The 12,035-nt window shown below is 71.1% G+C and carries 10 protein-coding genes; 4 read left to right on the top strand and 6 right to left on the bottom strand.

Annotated elements, in window-relative coordinates; all coding sequences use genetic code 11:
* Positions 1 to 158: 158 nt before the first annotated feature.
* Positions 159 to 818: a cation efflux transmembrane domain-containing protein gene (locus tag ABT340_RS11080; protein WP_352010535.1), complete on the bottom strand. Its 660-nt coding sequence runs from the start codon at positions 816 to 818 to the stop codon at positions 159 to 161.
* 122 nt (positions 819 to 940) lie between these two features.
* Here ABT340_RS11080 and ABT340_RS11085 point away from each other — a divergent pair, with 122 nt between their 5' ends.
* Together ABT340_RS11085 and ABT340_RS11090 are read left to right on the top strand one after the other, a co-directional pair.
* Positions 941 to 1,711, top strand: a complete 771-nt coding sequence (locus tag ABT340_RS11085) for a DUF4184 family protein (protein WP_352010536.1) — start codon at positions 941 to 943, stop codon at positions 1,709 to 1,711.
* Positions 1,704 to 2,573 (top strand): TrmH family RNA methyltransferase, encoded by an 870-nt coding sequence (locus tag ABT340_RS11090; protein WP_352010537.1) that lies wholly within the window; start codon positions 1,704 to 1,706, stop codon positions 2,571 to 2,573. The genes ABT340_RS11085 and ABT340_RS11090 overlap by 8 nt, the downstream gene beginning before the upstream one ends.
* Here the strand turns inward: ABT340_RS11090 and ABT340_RS11095 are convergent.
* Both ABT340_RS11095 and ABT340_RS11100 read right to left on the bottom strand, forming a co-directional pair.
* Complete coding sequence (locus ABT340_RS11095) at positions 2,570 to 3,466, bottom strand: D-alanyl-D-alanine carboxypeptidase family protein (protein ID WP_352010538.1); 897 nt, start codon at positions 3,464 to 3,466, stop codon at positions 2,570 to 2,572. The two genes, ABT340_RS11090 and ABT340_RS11095, sit on opposite strands and share 4 nt — an antisense overlap.
* 114 nt (positions 3,467 to 3,580) lie before the next feature.
* Positions 3,581 to 4,114 carry a DedA family protein gene (locus ABT340_RS11100; RefSeq protein ID WP_352010539.1) on the bottom strand — a complete coding sequence of 178 codons (534 nt, stop codon included), beginning with the start codon at positions 4,112 to 4,114 and terminating at the stop codon, positions 3,581 to 3,583.
* 174 nt (positions 4,115 to 4,288) lie between these two features.
* Here ABT340_RS11100 and ABT340_RS11105 point away from each other — a divergent pair, with 174 nt between their 5' ends.
* Entirely contained in the window at positions 4,289 to 4,831 is a 543-nt protein-coding gene (locus ABT340_RS11105; RefSeq protein ID WP_352010540.1) for a hypothetical protein, read from the top strand.
* On the opposite strand, the gene ABT340_RS11110 is transcribed toward ABT340_RS11105, so the two are convergent.
* Genes ABT340_RS11110 through ABT340_RS11120 form a run of 3 tightly spaced genes read right to left on the bottom strand, consistent with a single transcriptional unit; the run spans position 4,821 to position 10,217 of the window.
* Entirely contained in the window at positions 4,821 to 8,201 is a 3,381-nt protein-coding gene (locus tag ABT340_RS11110; protein ID WP_352010541.1) for an ATP-binding protein, read from the bottom strand. The genes ABT340_RS11105 and ABT340_RS11110 overlap by 11 nt on opposite strands.
* Positions 8,202 to 8,254: 53 nt before the next feature.
* Positions 8,255 to 9,316: a lysylphosphatidylglycerol synthase transmembrane domain-containing protein gene (locus ABT340_RS11115; RefSeq protein ID WP_352010542.1), complete on the bottom strand. Its 1,062-nt coding sequence runs from the start codon at positions 9,314 to 9,316 to the stop codon at positions 8,255 to 8,257.
* Positions 9,317 to 9,350: 34 nt separating this feature from the next.
* Positions 9,351 to 10,217 (bottom strand): PIG-L deacetylase family protein, encoded by an 867-nt coding sequence (locus tag ABT340_RS11120; RefSeq protein WP_352010543.1) that lies wholly within the window; start codon positions 10,215 to 10,217, stop codon positions 9,351 to 9,353.
* Positions 10,218 to 10,863: 646 nt separating this feature from the next.
* Between ABT340_RS11120 and ABT340_RS11125 the strand changes: the two genes are divergently transcribed.
* A complete protein-coding gene (locus ABT340_RS11125; protein WP_352010544.1) occupies positions 10,864 to 11,979 on the top strand; it encodes a glycosyltransferase family 4 protein in 1,116 nt (371 codons plus the stop codon).
* Positions 11,980 to 12,035: the final 56 nt, after the last annotated feature.

The raw sequence follows: 12,035 nt of genomic DNA on the forward strand, positions 1-12,035 counted from the left end.
TCGATGTCCGGAAACTAGCGGGTCACCTTATACGGAGGTTCTCCACAATGTTCACGGAACTGTACTGGGAACGCTTAAAGTGGCAAAACACCCTTTTTGCTGTGTAAATCCCCCTGCGCGATAGAAAACGATCTCTGTGCTGTATGGGAACGGGCCGCTCAGTGGTGGCAGACGTGCCCGCGCCAGGCCTTGCGCCCCTCGTGCGCGGCCACCGCGGCCAGCAGCGTCGCCACGACCGGGTCGGCCCACCGGAACCCGAGGCCGTTCAGCGCGATCCCGGCCAGCACGCCCACGGCCTGCAAGGCGCACAGCAGGTTCTGGGTGCCCTCCCCCGAGGTCGCGGCCGAGCCGAGCCGCGCGCCCAGCCGTCGCTTGGCCACCCCGAGGAACGGCATGGCGAACAGGCTGACCGCCGTGACCACCGCGCCGAGCACGCTGGGCCTGGCCGTGTGCCCCGCCCACAGGTCGTAGACCACGTGAAGCGCCAGGTAGGGGGCCAGCAGCCAGAAACTGATCGCCACCGCCCTGCCCGCCCTGGCCTCGGCGTCCGCCGAGTGGGTCCGCGACCCGGTGAAGCGCCACACGACGATGAGACTGGCCGCGGCCTCGACCAGTGAGAACATGCCCCAGCCGATCAGCGCGACCGAGTGCGCGGCGAATCCGGCGGCGATGCCGAGAGCGCTCTCGACCCCGAGCCAGACGAGCGTCGCCAGCGAGAGGGCGCGTGCGGTACGGGCGTCGCGCAGCCAGCGTGCGCTCTCGGGCGCGGGGGGTGTGCTCCGGCAGGCCGTGGTGGTTCCTGAATCCCCAAATATCACGCCAGGTAACCTACACGCCACTCCCTGTGGTTTCAGGGTGGATTCGTGAGTCGCTCGGTGGCGGACGTGGCGCCATAGTCTCCTGGGGAAGAACGAATCACCGGATCTCAGGAGAAAGCTTCGTGCCGTTCACGCCCAGCCATGTCGCCGCAGTGCTGCCGTTCATCGCCTCGGCGCGGGCCCGCAAGGTCCTCGACCCCTGGGCGCTCGCGCTGGGCACGATGGCACCCGACCTGCCGATCTTTCTGCCCTTCCTGCCGAACTACGGGATCTGGCACTCCATACCCGGCGCCTTCACCCTCGACCTGCTCGCCGTCCTGGTGATGTTCGCCGTCTTCCACGGGCTGCTCCGTGACCCGCTGACCGCGCTGCTGCCCGCCGGTCTTGCGGGAAGGGCGGCCTCGCTGGCCCCGAAACACGACATCGGCCGGCTGCTGCCCGTGGTCGCGGGCGGCGTCGTCGGCTCCCTCACCCACCTGCTGTGGGACTCCTTCACCCACTCCTACAGCATCCGGATCTGGGGCTGGTCCTGGCTGGTCGACCCCCTCGTCGGCCAGATTCCCACCTTCCGTGCGCTGCAGTACCTCTCAAGCGTGGTCGGGCTGAGCCTGGTGCTGTGGTGGTCCTGGCGCGGCCTGGCCCGGATGACCCCGGTCGCGGTGCCCGACCGGCTGAGGCTCTCCACCCCGGTACGGCTCGGCGTGATCCTGGCGGCGGTGGCCGCGACCCTGGGGGGAGCGGCGGTGTGGCCCGTGATCTTCCCGCCGAGGGACGGCACCGAGCTGATCACCAGACTGGGTGCGGGAACACTGGCCGGACTGAGCGTGCTGCTGGTCGTCTACGCCGCGGTGTGGCAGCTCAGAAAGGCCGTGGCAGTATTCCAGGATGCCTGAAGCAGCCGATTCCCACCCCGATCTTCACCGGGACCTTCACCGGGACCCCCGCCTGGCCGACTACGCGAACCTGCGTGACGTCGAACTGCGCAAGAGCCTTGAGGCCGAACACGGCCTGTTCATCGCCGAAGGGGAGAAGGTGATCCGCAGGGCCGTCGCCGCCGGGTATCCGGTGCGCTCGGTGCTGCTGACCCGCCGCTGGGCCGACTCCCTGGCCGACCTGCTCGACGGTCTCGGCGACCGGGTCCACGTGGTCGAGGACCGGGAGATGGAGGAGATCGCCGGGTTCCCGGTCCACCGGGGCGCCCTGGCCGCCATGGACCGCAAACCCCTGCCCACGGTCGCCGAGACGCTGCGCGGCGGCCCCCGGCGCGTCCTCGTCCTGGAGGACCTGGTGGACCACGGCAACGTGGGTGCGATCTTCCGCTGCGCCGCCGCGCTCGGCGTCCACGCCGTGATCCTGTCGCCCCGCTGCGCCGACCCGCTGTACCGCAGGGCGGTGAAGGTGTCGATGGGTGCCGTCTTCGCGATCCCGTACGCGCGGATGACCAACTGGTACGACGGCCTCGCCGAACTTCGCGCGGCGGGTTTCCTGACCCTGGCACTCACCCCCGACCAGGGCGCGACCCCGATCGACACGGCCGGTACGGCGGACCGGGTCGCCCTCCTGCTCGGCTCGGAGGGCGACGGCCTGTCCTCCCACTGGCTGCACGAGGCCGACCAGCCGGTGTGCATCCCCATGAGCTCAGCCGCGATGAGCCTGGGCGTCGACTCCCTCAACGTGGTCGCGGCGGCGGCCATCGCCTGTCACGGCCTGATGCGCGGCGTCCTCGTCACAGGAACCGGAGACACCCTGGGCTAGGCGTCGCCGCTGAGGGTCCCGCCGTCCTCGCCCTGGTCGTCGCCCGTGCCGGAGACCTGCTCGCCGGCCCAGTCCAGGAGCCGGTTGGCGGTCTGGAAACGGCGCTCGGACTTCGCGTCGCCGAGAATCACCCCGACGAACCGGTGGCCGTCCCGGTCGGCGGCGAACGACAGGCAGTAGCCCGCGGCGCGGGTGTAACCCGTCTTCACACCCAGCGCGCCGGGCGTCTTGCCGAGCAGCTTGTTGCTGTTGGTCCAGGTGTGGGCCCGGTGCAGCTTGGAGGCGGCCACGGTGTAGCGCCTGGTCGAGGCGATGCCCAGCAGCACCGGGTCACCCAGCGCGATCTGGGCCAGCTTGGCCTGGTCCTGGGCGGTCGAGTAGCCGCCGGACGGCTTGGGCAGCCCGTCGGTGTTGGTGTAGCGGGTGCCGGTCAGGCCGAGCGAGCGGGCCGCGGCGTTCATCTTGGCCACGAACTTCTTCTCGCCGGGGCCGTAGACGCGGGCCAGCGCGTGGGAGGCGTCCGCCCCCGAGGGGAGCATCACCCCGTGCAGCAGGTCCCGGACGGTCAGGCGTTCCCCGGCGCGCAGCGAGGCGCTGGTCGCGTCGTTCGTCGCGGCGTGCCGTACGTCGTCGGCGTTGATCCGCACGACGTCGTCGAGACCGGCCTCACGCAGCACGACGTAGGCCGTCATGACCTTGGTCAGGCTGGCGATCGGCACCCGCTTGGTGGCCTGCTTGGCGAACAGCGGCTTGCCCGTGGTCACGTCGAGCAGGTAGGCGACCTTCGCGGCCACCGCGGGAGCGGTCGAGGCCGCGACCGTCCTCGTCGTGGCCTGTGACACGACCGGCGCGGCGTGCGCGGGCACGACGAACCCGGTTGTCACAGCGGCCACCGTGGTCACGGTGGCCAGAGCGGTACAGGCGAGAAGACGAATTCCCCCGGTTTGCATGGGGAACATGGTGGCAGAAACCACGCGGAGGTGTGACACAAGCCGTACGGCGCGGCGTCACCCGACGGTGACTTCCTCCTTGGCCCGCCGCGCGTTCCTGCGGTGACGCACGAACAGCGTGACCGCCACGGCCGCCACGAGAAGACCCGTGCCCGCGAGCAGCGGAGACTCGGCCGCGAGCTTGAGCCAGCCCCACAACAGCGAGTACAGGCCGAAGGACGCGATGGGGACCCAGGTCAGGCAGCCGAGGGCGCTGGCCACGACGTACCACGGGTAGGAGACACGCAGCACCCCCGCGGCCCAGGGCAGCGTGTGCCGCAGGCCGGGAACCCAGAAACAGCCGTAGACGGCCAGCGCGCCCCACCTGCTGACGGCGTTCTCGACCTTGCGGATGCCGTCCTGGCTGATCCGCCTGCCCACCCGGGTGGCGTAGAGCCTCGGGCCGAGCTTCCTGCCGATCCAGTAGTAGGCCTGGAAGGCGCCGAACAGCGCGACCCCTCCGATGAGCACCCAGAGCCACAGGGGCATCCCCAGCACGGAGGCCGAGGTCGGGTCGGGGATGCCTGCCGCGAACGACCGCATTGTGAACATCACCGCCCCGCTGGTTTCCCTGCCGTATGCCGATATTAGGGCAGGCTTACCTGACCTTGTCCAGGGGGTCGGGTGGGAGCCCGTTCAGCCACCGTTGACGCTGCAACCGGACGTCAAGCGGAGATCAACCATCCCGGGCTACAAGTAAGGGGCAGAAACAGGGAGGGAACAGTCATGAGTCCGCGAGGCAGTCTCACGCCGGTGGTGGCCAGTGGAACCGCGAGCGTCGTGAAACTGCTGGTCGCCACGCTCGCCTTCGTCGGAGCCTACGCCGGGATCGAGGTGCCGCGCACCCCCGCGACCACGGTGCGGGCGGTCAGCGCGGACGACGCGTCGGTGGAGACCGTGGAGTTGTCGTCCAAGTCCATGCAGGAGACCACGGCACAGGTCCAGGCGGAGACCACCCTGGCGGAGGGCACGGTCACCGTCACCCCGGCGACCGAGGGCGCCCCGTGCGACAGGCCGTACGAGGCGCGCAGCGTCATCGGCAACCCGCACCCGGAAAGAACCGTCACCTACGGCTGGCGCCTGCAGCGCTGGAGCGAGTCGTCCCGCGGCTGGCGCACCTACCTGAGCGGCGGCTCCGGCTTCACCGGAGAGCGTCAGAGCGTCGAATGGCAGCCGAGGATCGCCGGCAACCCCGGCCTGTACCGCGTCACGCTCTCCGTCCCCGGCCGTCCGACCGCGCACAGCGCCAGGTTCCGCGTCAGCTGCTGAGCGAACGCTGCGCCGCCTCGACCCAGCGGGTCACCCCGACCCGCCGGGCGACGGCCAGGGCGTCCTCGTAGTGCGGGCGCACCGCGTCGGAGAAGCCCAGCCTGAGCGCCAGGTCACCCAGGGTCAGCGAGACCGGCCACAACGCGACCACACCCGTCCCCGCGCCCGCGATCCGCTCGGCGAACGGCTTGAGCGTGTCGTAGGCCTCGGTCATCCGCTCCCGGTCGTCCAGCAGCATCCCGGCCAGCGCCCGCCAGACCATCGCCAGCTCGTAGAGGAAGTCAGGGCGGACCGGAGTCTTGACCGCGATGACCGCCCTGGCGTCCCGTGTGTGCCCGGCCGAGGCCAGGGCCACGGCGTAGGCGTCGAGAGTCCACTTGGCCCCCCGCTGATGGGCCTCGGCCAGCGGCTCGACCATGTCGGCGGCCCTGCCGTTGACCAGGTGCAGGCAGAAGGTGGTGATCAGCGGAAGGTCCTGGCGGCCTTCGAGCATGCCGGCCTTCGCGGTCAGCCGCGCGGCGTCCCGGTAGGCGAGCGCCGCCCCAGAGAAGTCACCGGCGATCATCAGGCGCTGCCCGGCGTACCACGCGCCCACGGCGGCGGGGGCGGGCAGGCCGTACTGCCTGGCGAGTCGTCCGGAGGCGGCCACGTGCGCGTCGGCCTCGGCGAACGCGCCGGAGGCCGCGGCGCACTCCATCAGCACCAGATGCGCCAGGGCCTGGACCGAGACCTGGCCGGTCGTCTTGCCGACCTCAAGCAGCTCCCTGCCGATGACCTCGCGCTCCCCGACGGGGGTGATGCCGTACGACTGACGCAGCCGCCCGCTCAGCGCGGTCGCCAGCAGCGCCGGATCACCACTGCGCCTGGCCAGCTCCTCCGCCTCAAGGGAGGCCTGCTCTCCCCTGGAGGTCGCCGACCCCTCAAGTTCGAGCGCCAGGGTGGCCAGCAGGCTCGCCCGCAGCGACTGCTCACCCGCGGGCAGCTCGACCAGCGCCTGCTCGGCGACGTCCACGATCTCCCACGCCGTACGGGTGAAGTCACGGGCCATGCCCTTGTGCGGCACGGCGAGGGAGGCGGCGACCCTGGCGGTCAGCTCCAGGTTGCCCAGCGGCAGGGCGGTGTCCATCGCCTCGCGCCGCCGCCTGCGGGCCGCGGCCATGTCCCCGCACAACGCCAGCGCCTTGATCAGGTTCAGGGTCAGCAGCAGACGCTCACGGGTGCTCTCCGGAGTCGAGGCGGCACCGGACCTGTCGAAGGCGGCGATCGCCTTCTCCCACAGCGAGGCCGCCTCACGGTGGGCGAAACGCCGTTCGGCCTGCTCGGCGGCCAGCCCCGCGTAACGCACCGCCTTGGCCGCGGTCTCCGCGGTGCCCGCCGCGTCGTAGTGGTGGGCGAGCGCGGCCACGTCCCCGGGATGCCTGCGCTCGATCGCCGAGGCGACGGCGGCGTGCAGCCGGGAACGGCGCAGCCTGGAGGCGTCCGAGTAGACGGTGTCCCGGACCAGGTCGTGATCGAAACGCAGCATGCCGGGGCCCGGCTCGGTGACCAGCCCGGCCAGCAGCGCCGCCTCGACGGCGTCGACCACCGCGTCCTCGTCACCCGCGACGTCGACCAGCACGTCCACATCGACGTCACGGCCGATCACCGCCGCCTGCAACAGGATCTGCTGGGCGGCGGCGGGCAGCCTGGCGATCCGGCGCCGCAGCACGTCACGGACACCGGACGGCACACCGGAGATCACCTCGGCCGCCGTCGCGCGGTCGCTCACCGCCTCGGCGTCCAGCAGGCGTACGGTCTCACGGACGAAGAACGGGTTGCCGCCGGTCCGTTCGACGATGCTGTTGACCGCGTCCTCGTCGACCGCGCGCACACAGGTGGCCCTGACCAGCTCGGCGACCGCCTCGGCGTCCAGACCCGTCAGGCCGACCCGCACAGGACCGAGCCTGGCCAACGCGGCGAGCACGTCCGCCTGCTGGTCGCTCAGCTCACTGTCCCTGCAGGTCACCACGAGCAGCACCCGGCTGGTCGCCAGCAGGCTCGGCAGCGCCCGCAGCAGCGCGAGCGTCTGGTCGTCGGCCCAGTGCAGGTCCTCCAGCGTCAGCAGGATCGGCCGTTCCTTGGCGACGGCCGCCAGGTAACCGCCGACCGCCCGGTGCAGCCGGAACCCGCCGGAGGCCTGGTCCTCGTCGGGCTCGGCCGCGGTGTCGTCCAGCAACGGGGCCAGCAGCGGGGCGTACTCACCCGCCCCGGTGACGTCCACCAGGGTGCGCAGGATCTCCACCCACGCCCAGACGGGCGGGGTGGCGCTGCTGTCGGGGCACGCGCCCGAGGAGGTGCCCCAGCCGTCGTCGGCGAGCTGCCTGGCGAGCCTGCGGACCAGCATCGTCTTGCCCGCGCCCGCGTCACCGCTGATCACGGCCGCGGTGAAACGGCCCGTCCTGGCCGCCGCGGTCATCAGCCTGCTCAGCTCCGCCTCCCGCCCGACGAACGGCTCGGGCTCCAGGGGCGGCAGCTCGGCGGGGGCCGCCGCCGGACGGGGCGGCCAGGTGTCGGCGGGCACCGCCGTACGCTGCCTCGCCGGTGGGACGGCGAGCTGGAGACCGGGGTCCTGAGCCAGGATGTCCGACTCAAGCTTGCGCAGCGCGGGGCCCGGGTCGATGCCCAGCTCGTCGGCGAGGATCGTGCGCGCCCTGCGCAGCGCGGCCAGCGCGTCGGCCTGCCGTCCGCACCGGTAGAGGCCGAGGGCGAGCAGCCGCCAGCCCTCCTCACGCAGCGGATGCTCGGCGGTCAACGCCTCCAGGTCGGGTACGGCCTCCGCGGGCAGCCCCAGACGCAGACTGCTGTCGGCGTGCCGCTCACGGGCCACCAGCCTCAGCTCGGTCAGGCGGTTCACCTCCGCCTCCGCCCACGGCTGGTCGGCGAAGTCGGAGTACGGCGTGCCACGCCACAACCCCAGCGCCTTCTCAAGACGCGCCCGCGCCGAGGCGGGGTCGTCGCCTTCGAGCTGCTCACCGGCGGCGCGGACCATGGCCTCGAACCGCAACGCGTCCACCTGGTCGGGCGCGACACGCAACGCGTAACCCGAGGCGACGGTCACCAGCAGCCGGTTCGGCCCCCCACGCGGACGGCCGGGTTCCAGGACCCGCCGCAGCCGGGAGATGTAGACCTGCAACCCCGACTGCGCGCCCTTGGCCGCGTCGTCATCCCACAGGTCGTAGAGCAGGGAGTCAACGGGGACGACCTGCCCCCGCGCCACCAGAAGCCGGGCGAGGACGGCACGCTGGCGTAACCCGCCCAGATCGAGCTCGTCGTCACCGGAGTGCGCCTCGACCGGGCCGAGGACCCGGAACGCTACGATTTCACCCGCCATGTCAGCCGCCACGCTATGCGGGCCTTCGAATCACGCACAAGGTTTTTCCCAATCTAGCGGCTGATCGGCTCTTTCTCGGGGGCCTGGACCGTGCTCTCACGCCTGCGCAGGAGCGCCCACGCGCCGAGTGCCAGGCCGCCGAAGGGGATTTCGACAGTGTAGGTCCAGAAGCCGAAAAGCAACGCAGCGGCCGTGGCCGAATCGAGCGGGGCCCCGAAGAAGACCAGCGCGCCGACGGTCCCGGCCTCCATGATGCCGGTCCCGCTCGGGGTGACGACGGCGGTGGTCAGCACCCTGGACAGGGCGAAGACCGCGATCGACTGCGCCAGGCCCGGATAGGAGCCGGTCGCCTGGAGACAGCAGACGAGGATCAGCCACTGCAGGCCGAGGAAGAAGATCATGCCCAGGGTGAGTCCCGGCCAGCGGTGCCGTACGACCTCGGAGGTGTCGGCGCGCAACCGGTCGAGGGAGTGGGAGGGGCCGTGACCCGTCGGACGCCACCGGCGGGGAAGCAGCCGGGCGGCGGCGTCGAGAACCCGGCCGAGCGGCGCGGCGGCGGCGTCCCAGTACAGCGCGGCGGCGACCACGACGACCAGCACCAGGATGGACAGCGCGCCGATCCAGCCCGCGCTGGTCACCGCCGGGCTGAGCCGCTGCCCGCTGAGCAGCAGCGCCAGGATGCCGACCGCGGGCAGGATGAACCGGAACAGGGTGTTCCAGATGCCGCTGGCCAGCGTCGAGACCACCACGGGCCGTAACGGGAAACCCCACCCCTTGGTCATCCCGATCGTCATCGCGACCCCGGCGGCGCCGCCGAACGGCAGCAGATTGCTCACCGCGCTGCCGGCCGCGTTCAACGTGAGAGCCTGCAGGTGGGTCAGACCGGGCAGGGAGGCCGTCAGCACGAACGTGTAGGCCAGCAGGCTCGCCAGCCAGACGACGGCCATCAGCGCGATCGTCTGCCAGTTCAACCCGGAGAACTGGGCGCCGATCTGCGACCACGAGACGTGCTTGCCGGTCATCGCCTCGACGATCTGCGGCAGGAAACGCACGAGCGTCGCGGCCAGTGCCAGCGACACGACCGACAGTCCGATCTGAACCCACTTGTTCTTCATGAAACCCCCTCGACCAAGTGTGCCGGTCCGGGGCTCATCCTTTGGGAGGAGCTTCGAACGGATGCCTCAGCCTGGCGCCCTGCGGCAGATCCCGGCGGACGTACCACTCGGTGCCGAAGATGAGCCGGTAGAGCGGCAGAGGCACCTTCAGCATCACCCCGAGCGTCCGGGTGTCCGCCCCCGTCGCCTGGGAGGCGTGCGCCGCCATGCTCGCCCGCTTCTGCCGGGCGAAACGCCGTACCCCGACCCGATGGGTGATCACCGACCCGGGGGAGTAGGCCCGCTCGAAGGAACGGACGTCGAGCTGCGGGAAGAACCGGCTGATCAGACGCAGCCCCTTCAGCAGCGGATCACGGTTGACCGTCGCCTCAAGCACGATCGGGGTGCCCGCGATCTCGGCAGCCCGCGCGCCCACCCGGTTCACCTGAACATGGTCGGGATGCCCGTAGCCCCCCGCCGGGTCGTAGGTCGTCAGCAGGTCGGCCCCCTCCTCGGTGAGGATCTCGGCCAGCCGCCCCGCGGCCTCCTCGACGTCGGCGTCGATGAAGGCGTTCCCCGTGCGCCCCTCGGCGACGCCGCCGTCCGGGGCCAGCCCCGAGTCGCCGTAGCCGAGGTTCACCACCCTGGCGCAGCCGAGCGCGGCGGCCGACCTGTACAGCTCGGCCATTCTGGCGGCCCCCAGGGCCTCACCGGGTCCGAGATCGGCCTGACCGAGCTCCCCCGAGGTCGCGACGACCAGGATCACCCGGTGCCCCTGGGCGGCGAGCATCGCCATGGTCCCCGCGGTCAGCAGGGCCTCGTCGTCGGGGTGGGCATGGAAGAACACGGCTGTGTTTCTTTGCGACGCCTGTGGCGTCGCGGGCTTGGGCGCCCCGAGTCGGCGCTTTCCCTCGTCGCTCATCCGCTTCGCTCCTTCGCTCCTCAGTCCAAGCACCGACGCGCCCAAGCTGTGTCTCCTTGCTCCGCCTGGCGGCGTCGCGGGCTTGGGCGCTTTCGAGTCGGCGCTTTCCCTCGTCTCTGCGTCGCTTCGCTCCTGCGTTCCTCAGTCCAAGCACCGACGCGCCCAAGCTGTGTTTCTTTGCGCCGCCTGGCGGCGTCGCGGGCTTGGGCGCTTCGGGTCGGTGCTTTCCCTCGTCTCTGCGTCGCTTCGCTCCTGCGTTCCTCAGTCCAAGCACCGACGCGCCCAAGCCGACACTCTTCACACACGGCACTGGGAAAGCACAAGACATGTTGTCCCGCGCCACCTTCGACGTCGCGGGGCTTGGGCGTTTCGGGTCGGTGTCTTTTCCCTTGTCACTGCGTCGCTTCGCTCCTGCGTTCCTCGGTCCAAGCACCGACGCGCCCAAGCCGTAACCCCTCGTGTGGCACCGGTACCCCCGGACAAAACCTTAGAGGGGGTGACGGGATCCGAGGCATCGGCGGGGTCTTGGGGAGTTCGTGGGGTCCGGGTCGTCGCGGGCGTGGGCGGACGGTGGCCTGAACGGGGGTTCTTCCGTGGGGTCCCGGGGGCGCGGGGTGGGGTGGGGCGGACGCTTTAGGCTGGCACGGTGAGGATCCTCCACGTCAGTGACTGTTACCTGCCGCGTCTGGGTGGGATAGAGGTGCAGGTGGCCGATCTGGTCCGGATGGAGCGGGAGGCGGGCCACGAGGTCGAGGTCGCGACCGCGACGCCGGGGGAGACACTGCGGGGCGTGTATCGGATCGTTGCGAAACTCCCCTTCGACCTGCCTGTTCACCCGTTCGGCGTCGGTCACCTGTTGCGTCTGGTGAAGGCACGACGGCCCGACGTGGTGCACGTTCACATGGGCGCGGTCTCACCGTTCGCCTGGATGGGGGTCCGCGCCGCCGTACGGGCGGGGCTGCCCGTCGTGGTGACCGTGCACAGCATGTGGGATCCGGTGACCCGTGCTCTCTACCGGGGGCTGCGGCTGCTGTTCGAATGGCACCGCTGGGGGCTGGTCGGCACCGCGGTGAGTGAGGCCGCGGCCCGGCCGATCCGCTCGGTCGCGGGGCGCAGGGTGCCGGTCCACGTGGTCTCCAACGGCCTGGACGTCTCGGCCTGGCGCCAGGCCGTTCCCAATTCCGGCGGTGAAGCCGATCAGGACGCTCCCGTGCACGTCGTGGCGGTCGGACGGCTCGCACCCCGCAAGCAGCCGGTCAGATTGCTCAGGCTCCTCAAGGAGGCCCGCGCCCTGGTGCCCGCCGAGACGCGGATGCGGGCGACCGTCGTGGGTGACGGCCCGGCGCGCTCCCAGATGGAGCGCTATCTGCGGGTGAACGAGATGACGGAGTGGGTCTCGCTTCCCGGCCGCTACAGCCGTGAGCGAATCCGTGAGCTGCTCGCCTCCGCCGACGTCTTCGTCGCCCCCGCTCCCAGGGAGTCCTTCGGACTTGCGGCGCTTGAGGCCCGGGTGGCCGGGGTGCCGGTGGTGGCGCGGGCCCAGAGCGGAGTGGCCGACTTCGTCCGTCCCGGCAAGGAGGGACTGCTCGGCGAGAGCTTCGAGGGTCTGGTCGCCTCGGTGGCCAAGCTGGTACGCGACCGCGGTCTGCGCGAGTCGATCGCGGCCCACAACCGTGAGACGGAACCGGTGCGCTGCTCGTGGCCCGCCGTGCTTGAGGGCTTCGAGCAGTGCTACGCCGAGGCCCGTGCTCTGCGGGGCTGACAACGGGCTGACACCCGGTAAAGAACCCCCTGGATCGGCCTCACTGTCTGGCGCGC

Source organism: Streptosporangium sp. NPDC000239, from assembly GCF_040300765.1.
GTDB lineage: Bacteria > Actinomycetota > Actinomycetes > Streptosporangiales > Streptosporangiaceae > Streptosporangium.